This is a genomic window from Paenibacillus sp. TC-CSREp1, from assembly GCF_050171015.1.
Taxonomy (GTDB): Bacteria; Bacillota; Bacilli; order Paenibacillales; family Paenibacillaceae; genus Paenibacillus; species Paenibacillus silvae.
The window spans coordinates 1-15,874 of sequence record NZ_JBNOKM010000019.1; the positions used below are offsets into that span (position 1 = coordinate 1).

General features: G+C 48.5%; 14 protein-coding genes. 3 read left to right on the top strand and 11 right to left on the bottom strand.

What is annotated here, in order from left to right; all coding sequences use genetic code 11:
* Nucleotides 1–221, top strand: a 221-nt coding sequence (locus ACQSGY_RS24815; protein WP_427181344.1) for a hypothetical protein, incomplete at its 5' end; no start/stop codon positions are given.
* Between the two features lie 436 nt (nt 222–657).
* Nucleotides 658–1,778, top strand: a protein-coding gene (locus tag ACQSGY_RS24820; protein ID WP_427181345.1) for an IS3 family transposase whose coding sequence is annotated in 2 segments (ribosomal slippage) — nt 658–907 and nt 907–1,778 — 1,122 coding nt in all. Because the reading frame shifts where the segments join, the coding sequence is not laid out codon by codon here.
* A gap of 234 nt (nt 1,779–2,012) precedes the next feature.
* On the opposite strand, the gene ACQSGY_RS24825 is transcribed toward ACQSGY_RS24820, so the two are convergent.
* The 7 genes from ACQSGY_RS24825 to ACQSGY_RS24855 form a co-directional block, all read right to left on the bottom strand.
* Entirely contained in the window at nt 2,013–2,273 is a 261-nt protein-coding gene (locus tag ACQSGY_RS24825) for a hypothetical protein (protein ID WP_427181346.1), read from the bottom strand.
* Nucleotides 2,274–2,490: 217 nt separating this feature from the next.
* Nucleotides 2,491–2,760, bottom strand: coding sequence for a hypothetical protein (locus tag ACQSGY_RS24830; RefSeq protein ID WP_427181347.1), 270 nt, complete (start codon nt 2,758–2,760; stop codon nt 2,491–2,493).
* A gap of 197 nt (nt 2,761–2,957) precedes the next feature.
* Nucleotides 2,958–3,266, bottom strand: coding sequence for a hypothetical protein (locus ACQSGY_RS24835; RefSeq protein WP_427181348.1), 309 nt, complete (start codon nt 3,264–3,266; stop codon nt 2,958–2,960).
* 135 nt (nt 3,267–3,401) lie between these two features.
* On the bottom strand, nt 3,402–4,214 hold the full coding sequence (gene phnE, locus ACQSGY_RS24840; protein ID WP_427181349.1) for a phosphonate ABC transporter, permease protein PhnE: 813 nt from the start codon (nt 4,212–4,214) through the stop codon (nt 3,402–3,404).
* Complete coding sequence (gene phnE, locus ACQSGY_RS24845) at nt 4,211–5,020, bottom strand: phosphonate ABC transporter, permease protein PhnE (protein ID WP_427181411.1); 810 nt, start codon at nt 5,018–5,020, stop codon at nt 4,211–4,213. Before phnE (ACQSGY_RS24845) ends, phnE (ACQSGY_RS24840) begins: the two co-directional genes overlap by 4 nt.
* Nucleotides 5,021–5,070: 50 nt before the next feature.
* The gene (phnC, locus tag ACQSGY_RS24850) at nt 5,071–5,868 is read right to left on the bottom strand and encodes a phosphonate ABC transporter ATP-binding protein (RefSeq protein WP_111270275.1); all 798 of its coding nucleotides are present in this window, start codon (nt 5,866–5,868) and stop codon (nt 5,071–5,073) included.
* Nucleotides 5,869–6,033: 165 nt separating this feature from the next.
* The gene (locus tag ACQSGY_RS24855) at nt 6,034–7,020 is read right to left on the bottom strand and encodes a phosphate/phosphite/phosphonate ABC transporter substrate-binding protein (protein WP_216515792.1); all 987 of its coding nucleotides are present in this window, start codon (nt 7,018–7,020) and stop codon (nt 6,034–6,036) included.
* A gap of 275 nt (nt 7,021–7,295) precedes the next feature.
* Between ACQSGY_RS24855 and ACQSGY_RS24860 the strand changes: the two genes are divergently transcribed.
* Nucleotides 7,296–9,059, top strand: coding sequence for a bifunctional metallophosphatase/5'-nucleotidase (locus tag ACQSGY_RS24860; RefSeq protein ID WP_427181350.1), 1,764 nt, complete (start codon nt 7,296–7,298; stop codon nt 9,057–9,059).
* A 1,180-nt stretch (nt 9,060–10,239) separates the two neighbouring features.
* Here the strand turns inward: ACQSGY_RS24860 and ACQSGY_RS24865 are convergent.
* From ACQSGY_RS24865 to ACQSGY_RS24880, 4 genes are all read right to left on the bottom strand, one after another.
* Nucleotides 10,240–10,542: a hypothetical protein gene (locus ACQSGY_RS24865; RefSeq protein ID WP_188594925.1), complete on the bottom strand. Its 303-nt coding sequence runs from the start codon at nt 10,540–10,542 to the stop codon at nt 10,240–10,242.
* A 495-nt stretch (nt 10,543–11,037) separates the two neighbouring features.
* Nucleotides 11,038–12,879, bottom strand: coding sequence for an ABC transporter ATP-binding protein (locus tag ACQSGY_RS24870; RefSeq protein WP_427181351.1), 1,842 nt, complete (start codon nt 12,877–12,879; stop codon nt 11,038–11,040).
* Nucleotides 12,860–14,866: an ABC transporter ATP-binding protein gene (locus tag ACQSGY_RS24875; RefSeq protein ID WP_427181352.1), complete on the bottom strand. Its 2,007-nt coding sequence runs from the start codon at nt 14,864–14,866 to the stop codon at nt 12,860–12,862. The genes ACQSGY_RS24870 and ACQSGY_RS24875 overlap by 20 nt, the downstream gene beginning before the upstream one ends.
* A gap of 364 nt (nt 14,867–15,230) precedes the next feature.
* Nucleotides 15,231–15,869, bottom strand: a complete 639-nt coding sequence (locus ACQSGY_RS24880; protein WP_427181353.1) for an RraA family protein — start codon at nt 15,867–15,869, stop codon at nt 15,231–15,233.
* Nucleotides 15,870–15,874: the final 5 nt, after the last annotated feature.

Here is a 15,874-nt window from a genome sequence, read left to right on the forward strand (position 1 = left end):
GCAAACTGGGACGCAAACTGGGACGCAAACTGGGACGCAAACTGGGACGCAAACTGGGACGCAAACTGGGACGCAAACTGGGACGCAAAAACCGAAACCACACAGCCAGAGAGCTGGCCTGTTGGTTTCGGTTTTTTTGTGTTCTTTTCAAAAAGGGAGAGTTGGATAGGGAATGTTTGTTGAGATCGTCGTTTGAGCGCTTTTCACGATACTTTGAGTAGAAATCACCCGCTCCCTTGGTCACTGCAACTCTAACGAATCTGAGAAACCTTATTCAGCCGTTTTGGACACCTTTTACATTCTAACGATTCCTAGCGACGCTATTTGGCTAAATTTCGGGTACAGAAGAGCAAAAATGGGCTAATTGCAGCAAATAGCGTTCCTACGAATCGTTAGAATTTTGAAGCCCCCTTTTCAGGCCAAATAAGGCTTCTGGGAATCGTTAGCTCCTCGCCCCAGCCCGAAATGCCACTAAAAAGCACCAACTTAACACCCAAGCCAGGACCCACTCATTACCAAGCAATACTAGCTACAACGACTTAGTACCGTAAACACCTAGTCATAACAAATCAGCACTGGATCGGCTACACTTAGTTGGACAGAAAAAATAAGGGCTTGTAGAATAAAACTATCAATTTGAAGGAGCGGACCTCTACAATGCCTAGACAACAACGACGTTCATTCACAACTGAGTTCAAAAAACAAATGGTACAGCTCTATGAAAACGGCAAGCCCCGAGCTGCTATCGTAGAGGAATACGACCTCACTGCTTCGGCTTTAGACCGCTGGATCAAGCAGTCGCAGGCCACAGGATCTTTTAAAGAAAAAGACAACCGTTCGCCGGAAGAAAACGAATTAATCGCTATGCGTAAAGAACTCCAACGTCTACGAATGGAGAACGACATTTTAAAGCAAGCCGCGCTGATCATGGGACGAAAGTAGCTATCATCCAGAATAACCGTGATAAATACTCGGTATCAGCAATGTGCAGCGTCCTCGAGATCGCCAAAAGTACGTTCTATTATGAAATGAAGGAAGAGCCAAGTGAAGATAAGCTCACGGAAGCTATTGTGAGTATCTTTCACAAAAATCGAAAAGTTTATGGTACACGAAAGATGAAAGCCAAGCTTCAGGAACGAGGATTCATCGTCTCCAGACGTCGTATTGGTCGAATCATGCAAGAACAGGGCCTCGTTTCCACGTACACCATTGCCCAATTTAAGCCTCACAAAACAGCTTGTAATGACGCGACAACGGCAAATGAATTAGATCGTGAGTTTAATCAGACGGAATCGAGACGCTTTGTCGTAAGCGATTTAACATATGTGAAGGTCGGGAATCGGTGGCATTATATTTGCATCCTCATTGACCTGTTTAATCGAGAAATTATTGGCCACAGTGCAGGTCCACATAAGGACGCTGCTCTGGTTTCACGTGCCTTTGCAACGGTAGAAGGCGACTTGAGCCAAATCCAGTGGTTTCATACCGATCGCGGAAGTGAGTTTAAAAACCACGCGATGGACCAGCTTCTAGGTACGTTTGATATTGGCCGATCCCTCAGTAAAAAAGGATGTCCCTACGATAACGCCGTAGCTGAAGCCACCTACAAGGTTATGAAAACGGAGTTTATTTACCAGATGGAGTTTAGAAGCCTTCGTCATTTAGAACTGGAATTATACGACTACGTCAACTGGTTCAACCGGCATCGAATTCATGGATCGCTGGGGTATTTAACACCTATTCAGTATCGCCAAGAAGCCCTTAAAAAAGTTGTCTGATTTGATGTTGACAATCCAAACACTTATTAGTCATACTAGTAATCACATCACTTTACACTCACTGTGCGACTTCTACCGGACCTTCCCTCGTACCACGAGTATTACTTATTTCAATTCATTTCAGTTGATTCCAATGCGTTATATTTTACTTTTACTTTACTTTACTTTACTTTGCTTCGCTTTTCTTACTTCATATCATTTCATTTCACTCCATATAAATTTACAACATTCACATCACTTCAGGCGTGCTTTCTCGTAACCATTCCTTGTAAAAAGAATACTGTTCCAGACCGCGCAATAAGCACCTAGTGCAATGATTGCAATCACGAAAAAAAGATTCATCTGCGCGAATGCATAGCTACTCCCCGTAAACACAATCAGAATAGCGCTAAGTCCAATATTCTCACGTTGATGTCGTTGAAACTTCTGAAAAATCATCCTGTACAGCAATACCGCTGCCACAAACATGATCCAGATAAAATAAAACTTTTCCATAGGCTAATCACCTTTTATTATTTTTTTCAGAGCTTTAACATATCCTGCTCCTTCTATCTTGGGCACCCTATTCTTCTCATAGGTAATCTCAATATGCCTTCCCGCTGACTACTTGTTTACCTTTACCTTTACTTTTACTTTTAGTTGTTCCTCTATGTACGTTACATAGCAACTCTTCCCAACAATCAACCCCATTCACTCACCCGCAACCCAATTATTATGAATTAATCAACCGGATAAATCCTAAAAGCCAGGCTGCGCTGAAAAGATACACCATAACTTTGATAAACACATATTCTCGTTTTCGATGAAGACCATACACAGCCACCACAAAGGGGAGCAAAGTTAACACCATCCTCCACAAGATACCGCTTAGCGACGGTCCAGAAAAGGCATGCAGACCAACATCTATAGCAGGAATCAGTACAATCGAATATTTCAAAAAAGTTAACCCGCCACAAATGCTGAGCGCACCCGTGATAATCAACAGTATCATCCGTAAAATGATTCACGCCCCCTTTTAATAGAGCATCGGTATCTTCTACGGATAAATGAATAATACAAGCGTAAATAGAAATAAAATACAGTTTTCATTATGTTCAAATTCATGTAAAAGCTTAGCTAGGTATGAAGCTCACCCACGGAGCCCTTATATTCGCTGCCCCAAAGCACGAATTTTCTCAGTTACTCTGCTTGTAAAAGCATACTCTCTTCATATTTTTCACCATTCACACCAGTCCACTCGATCTCAACCGTTTGGTCTTCTTCATCACTAGCCTTAAAGCCTTCTGTCCTCATGACCGGAAACTGAATAGAAGCAGACGCTAGACCGGTTTCCTGTCTGATTATTTGTCCATTGTTTATGCTGATTTTAAAATTCTGAACATTCTCCCAGCTATCTTTTTTGTAAGAGATAATATATGCTCCCTGCTCGCTTTCGCCCTTAGTAACCGTCGTGTCCAGCTGGCTCGACCAATGTTCACTCTTTCCCATCAATAGTACTTATCCAATAAACAAAAAGCAGCTCATGCGCTGATGCACGGCTGCTTTGCGATCCATGATGGATCAATTTTGTATAAATCATTGCTTCGTTTCGGGTTGGAGAAAAAAGTGTATTACAAATCCCTGTTACACCAGCTTCTTGCGAATATATCCCGAGATCAGGTCAATGATCGTGATCATCACGATGATGCCGAGCAGGATAATGCCGACACGCGGCCAGTTGCGTGTACTGAGTGCAAAGATTAGCGGTGTTCCGATGCCGCCTGCACCAATTACACCGAGAATCGTGGCTGAGCGCACATTAATTTCAAAACGATACAGCGTATAGTTCAGGAAACCAGGAATGACCTGCGGCAGAATGGCAAACCACAGCTGCTGCATCCGGGTTGCCCCTGAAGCCAGCAGTGCCTCGGACGGGCCGTAGTCAATATTTTCAACCTCATCCGCAAACAGCTTACCCAGCATGCCAATCGAGTGAAGTCCAAGGGCCAGCACCCCGGCGAACGAGCCAGGACCGACAGCCTTGATGAACAGCAGCGCCATAATAATCTCGGGGAACGTACGGATGAAGCTCAGCATCATTTTACCTGCACCCGAGATGGCCCGGTGGCCGCTCATATTACGTGCTGACCAGAAGGCAAACGGGATACAGAGCACAGCAGAGATTACGGTACCAAGTACAGAGATCGCGAGTGTATCCAGCAGTCCGCGCAGCAAATCCTCCCCTTCAGGCAAATAGACAAAATTCCAGTCGGGGGAGAAAATACCTGCGATAATCGCCTTCATAATCTGTCCTGCGGTTTCCTTGAATCCGGTAAAAGGAACGCCCGCAAGCGCCCACGCATAGACCAGAATTAACAGCAGGATAATGATCCAGCGCAGCGAATTTTTTCGTGGTTTGGGTCTGGGCCGATACCGGCTTGCTTCATTTTTCATCATAACAATTTCTCCCGCAGCTTAGTGCTCACATAGTCGATAATCAGAACGATAGCCAGTGTGAAAATAATGATTGTATTGGTCTTGTCGTATTCGAGGAATCCGAGTGTTGCTTCATAATAAAGCCCAATGCCCCCCGCTCCGACCAATCCCAGAATGGCAGCGGCGCGCACGTTAATCTCGAAGGCATATAGCACATAAGAGGTAAACTGTGCCGCAATCTGGGGAACAACGCCGTACACAATAAGCTGAATCCGGTTCATGCCCACAGCGGTCATCGCTTCAAGCGGCCCTTTGTCGATGGTTTCCAGTGTTTCATACGTAAGCTTGGCAATTAGCCCCACCGAGAACACAGCCAGTGCGAGAATACCCGGAACCGGCCCCAATCCAAATACAGCAACAAACAGTGCTGCAAGCAGCAGATCGGGGATCGTACGAATCAGGTTCAGCAGAAAACGTGCCGGATAATAAATCCAGCGGCTCGGCGCCAGATTACCAGCACAAATAATCGAGATCGGAATCGCGAGAATCGCACCAATTGTCGTACCCAGCAGCGCCATACGAATCGTCTCCAGCATGCCTTGAACGATATTGTCAAAATAACTCCACCGCGGTGGAAACATCTCCTTCAGCAGCTTCCACATCTCGGGAATGCCTGTAATCAGATCGGTTATACCCGCACCCGTCTGCTTCGCACTAGCCCACAACAGCAGCAGAATAAGCAGCAGCGTCAGTACATGTTTGGTACGACCAGGCGGCTTGGGACGACGCACGACCTGACTCGGACTTGTTCCAGAGCCCGGACCCATCCGGTTCCCCGATCCTCCTGCATTCTGTAGTGAAACGTTAACCTCTTGCTTCATACCAGCACTTCTCCCTGCTCATGCACAGCCTGCTTGTCCAGCAATTCGTCAGCCAGAATCGGGCGGCCATATATTTCAGCAAATCGCTCATCCGTTGCCTCTTCTACCGGGCCATCAAACACCACTTCCCCCGCCCGCAAGCCAACAATCCGTGTCGCATACTCTCTGGCCAGATCAATAAAGTGCAAATTAACAATCGTGGTAATCCCGAGCTCCTGATTGATCCGTTTGAGGTCATCCATAACCTGTTTCGTGGTGAGCGGGTCAAGGGAAGCGACGGGTTCATCGGCCAAAATAATTTTGGCTTCCTGTGCGAGCACACGCGCAATAGCCACACGTTGCTGCTGTCCACCAGACAGCTGGTCCGCACGAGAATAAGCCTTCTCCGAGATATTCACCCGATCCAGTGCATCAAAGGCCAGCTCGACATCCTCTTTTGGAAAACGGCCCAGAATCGTGCGAAGTGTGGAATGATACCCCACCCGACCAGCCAGTACGTTGCGCAGCACGCTAGAGCGTTTCACCAGATTAAAGCTTTGAAAAATCATGCCGATATCCCGGCGGATCATGCGCAGGCGTTTGCCCTGGGCTTTGGTGATGGAGCTGCCGTTGATCAGAATCTCACCTTCACTAATATCATGCAGCCGGTTGATGGAACGCAGCAGCGTTGATTTGCCTGCACCGGATAAACCGACCACGGCAATGAATTCCCCCTGCTTCAATGTCAAATTGATGTTATTCAAGCCTTTCGTTCCGTTGGCATACGTTTTGGTTACATTGTGAAGCTCAATCATCACGTTAATCCTTCTTTCATTCATAATGTTCATGCCTGCTATGTTATGGCTGATCCTATCCAAGGCCTGCGGAGTGTGCTAGTAATAACGGCACAAGCCAGAACAGCGTCAATTACGCTGAACTGGCCTGTTCACTGCTGTGAGCGATACAACTCATCCGAAAAACTACTCGGTTTTCACTTTCTCGTTATACTGGCGAACGATATCAAATTTACTGTCATCGGACTCCACATAACCTTCGTGCGTGTAGATTTCTTTGATGATCTGATGACCTTCTGTATCTTTACCGATATCGATGAAGGCTTGTTTGATCTTGGCAGTCCAATCTGCATTCATATCGCTGCGGACAGCAATGGTATCGTTAGGAATCGGCTCAGTGAAAGCAAGTACGCGTGTGTCTTTGAATACATTCGGATAGTCTTTGGACACCGTGTTACGGGCATCCTGGAAAATAGCTGCGGCATCCACATCACCGTTCAGCACGGCGATCACACCTTGGTCATGGCCTTTAACGGTTACAGGCTGTACATCCTTGAGCGGATCAATACCGCGATCCATCAGCAGTGCCGCAGGCCATACATAACCTGCAGAAGACGTTACGTTCTGGTAGGCAATTTTTTTACCTTTCAGATCCTCAATGGACTGGATCGGGGAGTCTTTTTTCACAATAATCATGGATTTATACGAATCTGCCAGCTGCTCTGTCGGAGCGCCCGTCTCATCATTCACACCAAAACGTTGAGCTTGCAAAATAACCTGTGCTGCCCCTTTTTCCTTCGCCAGTACATAAGCCGTTGGAGGCAGGAAACCTACATCTACTTTTTTGGAAGACATCGCTTCAATGATTGTGTTGTAATCTGTAGAAACGCTGACTTTTACCGGGATACCCAGCTTGTCGCCAAGCAGTTTCTCCAGCGGTTTTGCCTTTGCTTCAAGGGTGTCTGCATTCTGGGAAGGAACGAATTGCACCGTCAGTTCCGTAGGAACATAGCCATCAGCCGTTTTGTCTTTCTCAGCTGGTTCTGTCGATGTGCCGGACGCGCTCGAACTGGCTTCAGCTCCGTTTGTCGAATTGGTTGTCGCGTTAGACCCACATGCACTCAGGAACAGAACCAAAATCAATAATGGTAAAAATAAAGCAGACTTCTTCAATCGAACACCCTCCAAAAGTTTTTCTGATTTTCAATACTTGTCTACTATAATTGGCAAATATTCGCGTGATGTGAAACGAAATTTGGAGTTTTGTAAAGTTTGCTGTCATGCTGTCAACGGGACTTTCATCTGTTAAAATAGGCTCATTATGGTCGATGTTTCTGGATGAAACATGCGTTTATCACGGCTTATCCCCTGTGGTTCAGGCTGTTTCCTGTACAGCATCCACTGTTTCTGCCATATATCTAAACTTATATATTAGAGGAGATTGTAAAATGACCCGCATTCCCCCTACCACAAACGTTGAGCTCATGTTCACCAGTGACCTTCACGGGGCTATTCGCCCGATTCACTACAATACCAATGCATATCGTCCGGCAGGTCTCGCCATGCTGGCTTCTCTTATTCGCAAGGAACGGGAGCGTTCACCTGAGCTGCTGCTCATTGACAACGGAGACTTGCTGCAAGGTTCCCCCCTTGCCTCGTATGCGGCTTCACACATTTCCAGAGATGGTCTCCATCCTTTCATTAACGTGTTAAATGAGCTGGGATACGATGCCGCCGTGCCGGGTAATCATGAGTTTAACTATGGACAGGAGCTGCTGCGCAGAGCGGTGGAAGGTTCAGCCTTTCCCTGGCTTTCTGCCAATATAGTGATGAAACGTGAAAAGCGAACGTCAGAGCTTGCAAATGCAGAGCATCCTGCCAATCAGCCAGCGTATATGACCTATGAGGATACATCGATCGCGGTTCATTGCTATAATGCAGACTCGAGTGGAGATTCGGAAAATACTCGACTGGAACGTCCTATTGCACCTGCTGGAGCGGGTATCCCTGCTTTTGGACATCCGTATCTGGTCAAGACACTCTCTTCAGGCGTAAAAATTGCCTTACTCGGTGCGACCACACATTACATCCCCAACTGGGAGCATCCGAAAAATATTGAAGGCCTTCACTTTGTGGATGCACTGGAAACCATTCGTGCGTGGGTGGCATACATTCGTGAATATGAGCAGCCCGATGTGCTGGTGGTCAGTTATCATGGCGGATTCGAGTGTGAGCTGGAAACGGGAGAACCTGCGGAGCGCTTAACGGGGGAAAATCAGGCCTATGCCATCTGCCGGGAGATCGAAGGTATTGATGTATTGCTCACGGGACACCAGCACCGCCAGCTAACCGCCGAAATTCATGGGGTAACCGTGATTCAACCCGGATTCAACGGAAGTGCAGCAGGTCATGTGTCAGTACAGCTTGAGCAGCTGCCAGGCGGCAAATGGGCAGTGACGGACAAAAAAGCGCGTTTATTACTGCTGGATGAGCATCCTGATCTCAAGCCTGACCCACTCGTGATGCAGCTGACCGAAGAGCTGGAGGCATCCGCACAGACATGGCTGGATCAGCCGATTGGCGAAGTCGCGGGAGATGGGGATTTGTCTATTGCGAGCGCCGCGCAACTTCGGCTTCAAGCGCATCCTTTTATTGAATTTGTGCATCAGGTACAGCTCGAAGCAACAGGTGCTCAGCTGTCCAACACAGCTATGCTTAGCGAAGAGGCTCGCGGATTCGGCAGACAGATTACGGTACGTGATGTGTTGTCGAACTTCATTTATCCTAACACCCTGACTGTGCTTGAACTGAGCGGAGCGGATATTCGGGAAGCACTGGAGCAGACCGCACGTTATTTCGAGCTAGACGCTTCAGGCAAAGTGGCCGTGAATCCCGCATACATGCAGCCCAAACCTCAGCATTACAACTACGACATGTGGGCCGGGATCGAATACGAACTGGACATCTCTAAGCCAGTTGGTAACCGTGTGGTACAGTTGGAGCGTGAAGGAAAACCACTGGAGATGGACGCAACATACGCTGTGGTGATGAACAGCTATCGTGCTGCAGGCGGTGGAGATTATGCGATGTATCCGGGCAAAAAGGTGCTGCACGAAGGCGCCACGGATATGGCTGCACTGGTGGAGGATTACATTCGACGGCATCAGCCGCTACTGGTAAATGAAGTGCATAACTGGAAGGTGACTTGTTAAGTGAACTTCCTGAGACTGGGCCAATCACCGTCATGCGTGGAAGGGAAGCAGCACAGGTAGACATCATACTCTCTGGGGATCACTAACAATGTTCGCGCATAGCCCCCAGTTCACAGTGGGCGGGGCTTTTGCTGCATAACGGCGGTTGGGTGGACGTTGGATAGACGTTTGATGCATGGATAGATATTGGGTGGACGTTGGATAGACGTTTGATGCATGGATAGATATTGGGTGGACGTTGGATGAAGTGCCTTGCATAGATGGAATGGTTGGTTAAAGCTGTATAACGACGAGGGAATTGTACTTCGTTTAGGCTCAGGTTAATGGTGCGGATCGTTGTAGGCGAAACGTAGACTCAGGTGGTGGAATGTAATTTGGGTTGGCACCGCCGATGGCGCAGAATTATCCGGGAAGCTGTGGCTTATGTTCGATCGGCGGGGCGCTGAATTATCTAGGTAACTGTAAGTTCATGCTCGATTGGCGAGAGCGGGGTATCTACACATCTGTAGTTCATGACCGACGGACAGCCACGGGATTATCTACTTATCTGTAGTTCAAGCTCAACCGACAGGCGCGGGGTTATCTACGCATCTGCGGTTCATGATCGAGCGACAGGCGCGGGGTATCTACGTATCTGTAGTTCATGACCGACCGACAGGCACGGGGTTATCCAGGAAACCGTCGCTCTCCAATTCTAACGATTCCTAGAAACCTTATTTGGGTCATTTCCCAGCATTCAGAACTCTAACGATTCCCAGTGACCTTATTCCTCCGCGAAATGACGATTTCAGCTCCAAATGAGCTAAATATCACTAAATAGCGTCTCTCAGAATCGTTACATTTTAAACTTGGGCAAAAACTGCCAAATAAGCTTTCCTGGGATCGTTAGAGTTCAGCTTCCATAAAAAAATCCCCCTCCCCTCCCCAATTTCATCAGGCTGGCGTGACTTGTCGGGTAAACATATCAAAGAGGACTTCCCGTCATACTCACGGCATATCTTGAAACCTACTGAAGTGCATCATTTATCGCCTTTTCGCCGCCTAGCTGCATCACTTTCCCTTGATGTGCCCCGGCACGCCTGCGGTAAACTGCTTGGCTTGGAACAAAATTTCGGTAAAATCTGCTTCCTTCAGCGTTTTCAGACACGCGCCAATGACTCTTCGGAAGTCCTCTTTCTTCTCAATAGTAATTCAACCATGCAATCAAAGTTAGCAGCGGAACCAGCCATATGAGAAAAAGATTAGCCACTGCGATCGCTGTTTTGTATTTCCCAAAATGATAAAACAACCAACAGAACAGAGAAAGTAATACACCTATCGGATATGACAGCAGCAGCGCATAAATCCAATACTCAATGCCTCCCTGTTTACTTCCCATCTGACTATATAATCCGAAAATAAAGAAAACTGGATACGGTAACAGCGTAATTGCGTAAATTCCATTAAAAAGAATAAGCCAGTGCGCTACTTTTTGATTTTTCAAAAGCGACAGCAACCTCCTAACCACTACGTTCGCAGCAGCACTTGCCCAGCCATATCCGATGCCGTTCAGCACAAAAGCTTAGACTACTTAAACTGCTAAACTCCCCACGCTCCATTACATATTACTCATCATTACTCGACCCACACGACTCTACTCCGCACCACTTAGCACTCATTTACTCAGAGTCCAGAACTCAGCACCATTCATTACTCAAAAATCGAGTCCAGAACAACTCACCACGCCTCTGTTTCCCCATCACTCTTCTGTTCCGCGATCCCCACTTAAGCTCATACCCCACTTCCCCGCATTTCCCGACCTGCTTAACTTAATTGGCGCTCTGCATCAAGCTTCACTTCATTAGATCTCTGCACCATTCACCTAATTTCCCCTAATACTTCTCATAACTCTTCTCTTCTCCACTTCACTTACCTTCTCTTATCTTCTCTTCTCTCCACTTCCATTCCAATCCGCTCAGATCTGCTCTATTCTTGCAGCCTACTGTGCCTTCTTCCGCAGCTGACTGTGGTACAGCTCACTATAGAATCCGCCCTGCTTCAGCAGTTCGTCATGTGATCCCTGCTCCAGCAGCCGTCCATCCTTCAGCACCAAAATTCGATCAGCCTGGCGGATGGTGTTCAGCCTGTGCGCAATGACAAAGCTGGTGCGGCCTTGCATCAAACGTTCCAGCCCCTCCTGAATTTTGATCTCGGTCACGGTGTCAATGCTGCTGGTGGCCTCGTCCAACACCAGGATGGAAGGATCAGCCAAAATTGCCCGGGCAATCGCAAGCAGCTGCTTCTGCCCTTGGCTGATGCCGCTCCCGTCCGCTTGCAGCACCCGGTCGTAGCCATCCTTCATTCGCATAATGAAGGAATGGGCATTCGCCAGCTTCGAAGCAGCCTCCACCTCTTCGTCGGTGGCATCCAGACGTCCAAACCGGATGTTTTCACGAATCGTTCCTTGAAATAAAAATGAATCCTGCAATACAAACGCCATGTGCGAACGCAAATTATCACGACGAATGCTCGTCATCGGATGCCCATCCACGGTAATGGCTCCACTTGTCGGATCATAGAAACGGGATAACAGCTGAATCAGCGTGGTTTTCCCCGCTCCTGTTGGCCCCACCAGCGCAATCATCTCGCCGGGCTTTGCCTGGAAGCTAATGCCGCGCAGAATATCTCGCCCTTCATCGTACCCGAACGATACATTGTCGAACCGGACGTCGCCCTCCATTTTATCCAAAGCAATCGCTGCCCCTTCATCCTTCGCTTCCTCATCCTCGTCCAGCACCTCAAACACCCGCTCTGCACCCGCAATCGCAGACAACAGTGTGTTCCACTGATTCGCCAGATCGTTCAGCGGACGTGTGAATTGACGCGCATATTCTACAAAGATGATAATGACACCCACGGTCACAGAGCCCTGGATCGCCAAGATGCCACCGATGCCCGCGACAATCGCAAAGCTCAGATTATTGAGCCCATTCATCAGTTTCGGGATAAAACCGGATATGGTCTGCGCCCAGAAGGCCGAAATGCGAATACGCATATTCCGCTCTTCAAAGCCGCGAATAACCCGTTCCTCCTGTGAAAAAGCCTTGATGATGCGCTGACCGGATAACGTCTCCTCAATATAACCGTTGAGTTCACCAAGATTTCGCTGCCGCTCTTTGAATAGCGGGCCTGTTCGGCGTGTAATCCATCTCATGCCGAGGGCCATCAGAGGCACAACGATAAAGGTAAGCAAGGTCAGCAGCGGACTAAGCCACAGCATTACTCCTAAAGTGCCGAGCAGGGTTAATACACTCGAAAAAATCTGAATCGCCGAGCTGTTCAGCGTACTGCTCACATTCTCGATATCATTGGTCACCCGGCTCATAATCTCACCCTGCTGACGTTTGCCAAAGAACGAGATTGGCAATTTGTGCAGATGGGAGAACAAATCATAACGCATGCGGAATACCGTTTCCTGTGCGATCTCGATCATCCATATATTTTGCAGCCAGGAGGTGAGCGAAAAGAGAACATACACCGCTGTCAGCCCCAGCAGAAACGTGATCCAGCTAGAGCTTGTCGCTTCCCCGGCTATAAATTGATCCACCGCCACGCCGACCATATATGGACCAAGCAAAGCCAGACCGGAGCTGGCCAAAACCATGAGCAGCACAAGCGAAAGCTTGACCTTGCGGCGTGCAAGGTAACTCCAGATTCGCCCCAGCGTACCTGACCAGTTTTTGGCTCTTGCCTTCGGTTTGCGTCCACTGCCTGAACGAAGTGATTCGGGATCAAGTGCAGGCCGTGGCTGACGGAACGGCTCAATGAATGCTTTGAACATACTGCGCACCCTCCCCGTATTGTGATTCATGAATTCGACGATAAAGCTCCGACGACTCCATCAAGTCTTCATGCTTGCCCTGTCCGATCAGCCTTCCATCGTCCAATAACAGGATCAAGTCGGCCGAAGTCGTCGAGCTGATCTTCTGCGTAATAATAAACGTCGTACAGGAGAGCTCCTCCAACGCATCCAGCAAGCGGCCTTCCGTAGCTACATCCAGTGCGCTTGTGCTGTCATCCAGAATGAGAATGCTTGGACGGCGCACCAAAGCTCTCGCAATCGAGAGGCGCTGCTTCTGTCCGCCGGAAAGGTTAACCCCTCTTTGGCCCAGCTGCGTATCATATCCATTCGGAAGCTGCTCGATCGTCTCATGAATTTGCGCACGTCTCGCTGCCTCTACAATCTCCTCCATTGAAGCATCCTCACGTCCCCAGGCAATATTCTCCCGCACGGAGCCGGTGAACAGGATTACCTCCTGTGGCACGTACCCGATTGAACCGCGCAGCGTCGGTAAATCCAGCGTTGACGCATCGGCGCCATCAATACGCACCTGCCCTTGTTCTTCGGTGTACAGCCGCGGAATCAGCTGCACCAAAGAAGATTTTCCAGAACCGGTTGCGCCCATAATGGCAATTCGCTCGCCCGCTCTGGCTGAGAACGAAATATCCTCGAGCACTTTAATCTCACTACCCGGGTAACTGAAGCCAACCTTGCGAAACTCTACCGCACCTTGCACAGTACGAGAATTATGTTCTTTCCGTGTAGAGCCCGCGCCAGAGCTTTCTGAACGATGATGGATTGAACTTGGGAGATCTACATGCTCTGTCCCTCTCTCGGACACACCCACTGGGGCCTTTTCACTTTCACTTACATTTTCACTTTCACTTTCACTTTGATCCCTCTGCCCAATCTTCCCAGTTTGCCCATTCTTGCTGTGCTCTTCCATCCATACAACCTGTCCGGTCTGATCACTCTTTCCATTCTCTCTAATCTGTGTAATATGACCAGTCAGGCTGCTTTGTCCCGTCCGTTCCGTCTCCGACGTATCCTCTGTCTCGAACACTTCATTCAGACGCTGTGCTGAAGCACTTGCCCGGGAAAAAGTGACCAGAATCCATGATAGCGCCGACATCGCTCCAATAGTACGCAGCAGATAGTTAATAACAGCAACGACTTCACCGACCGTTGCTGAGCCCGAGGCGATGTCCAGCCGCCCGAACCATAACACGGCAATAATACAGCCATTCATCATCAGGAGCATGAACGGCATTGTTGTCTCCGTCAGGCGCAGCGCGGAAATTGTGCCCTTCATCAGCTTGCCGCTGAAGCCGGCAAAGCGTTCAATCTCATGGCCCATCCGAACAAAGACACGGATCAGCCGGATGCCTGTCAGATTTTCCTGGATGACACCGTTCACGGCATCCAGTCTGCGCTGCACATTGCGGAACAGCAGCGCTGCCTTTTTGATCATCCAGATAACAAAGAAAAGCAACACAGGCACCATAACCACCAGCAGCAATCCCAGTCTCGGGTTTACCACCACCGCCATGATCATGCTGCCAATCACCACCAGCGGAACTCGTGTCATGAAGCGCAGGCTCATGAAGATCGTATCCTGCACCTGAGTAACATCCCCGGTCAATCGGGTGATAAGCGACGAAGTAGCAAAGCGGTTAAACACCGCATAGGAAAACGTTTGCATCTTCTCATACAGCTTCTCCCTCAGGTCATATCCAAACCCCAAACTGGCATGAGAGGCAAAAAATGAACTTGCAATGCCCGCGGCAAAAGCGATCAGCGCACTTACCACCAGCACGCCTCCCCACATCCACACAACGTTCAAGTCCCCCTGCTGGATACCATTATCAATAATTTTGGAGATCAGATACGGCTGAGCCAGCTCCACCGTTAATTCAATCAGCATCATGACTAACGCTGCAATGGCGGCGACCCGGTACTTCTTCAAGTGAACAAACAGCTTGATCATTCCCATTCCTCCGGCCCGGAGCATCATTCAGGCGATCCTGCACCTGGTTCTTGCCATCAGCTCCGTTATTCTCTTTCTTTAACTCTATGTAAAATTTCACGTATCCAATACGCTTATTATATCGCATTTTGAATCATCAAATCGCTAATATCTTACTTTCCTTCTTATTATTAACCCGAAATGGACACAGGTACAATACGTATGGCCCTTTAGAAATGAATTATTTTGTTATCTTTGGCACCCCCATGATGTTAATCCCCGGAGAATTATTATGAACGATGGAGAGAAAAAAAAGCCGCCAATTGGCGACCTTTTCAAGCAACTACGTTTTGTTCTCAGACAGCTAATAGCTGTAATGACATCATTAATTGGATTGAGGAATGGTCCCCAACAGGTTATCTATATAGATTCCGGCCAAAATTTTATCCCTCTGGATACCGCTGCTGCGTTCTTCGTCCTGAATTAATTTCTTTCTGGCAGCCTTTGCTACTTCGTACACCTGTTCACTAGGAACGGTAACCACACCATCGATGTCTCCAATGATCCAATCACCGGGCCGGATATTTGTCCCTCCTGCCGAGACCGGAATATTCGTATGCCCACCCCCGTACTTGTTGGATGACGCCGTTGTTGTGCCTCGGCTGAAAACGGGGAAATTCAGGTTGCGAATCCCTTCAATATCCCGGATGACGCCGTCAACGACCATCCCCTGAAGTCCGAAGGTTTGTGCAAGCCCTGCAACAAAGTCGCCTGCAACAGCCCGGCGAGTATCGCCCTGAGCTGCAATCACCAGCACATCACCGGGCTGGGCTTCCCGAATTCCCTGCAGAACGGTAAGATTATCTCCTGCGGGAATGCTCACCGTAAAGGCCCTCCCAACGATCCTGTGCTGGGGATCGATCGGTTTGATCGCATAATCCAGATTGGTCAACCCCCCTAGTACATCTGAAATACAGGTGGTTGGCAATCCAAGGAAAATGTTCTTTACCTCGATATCAGACATGATTC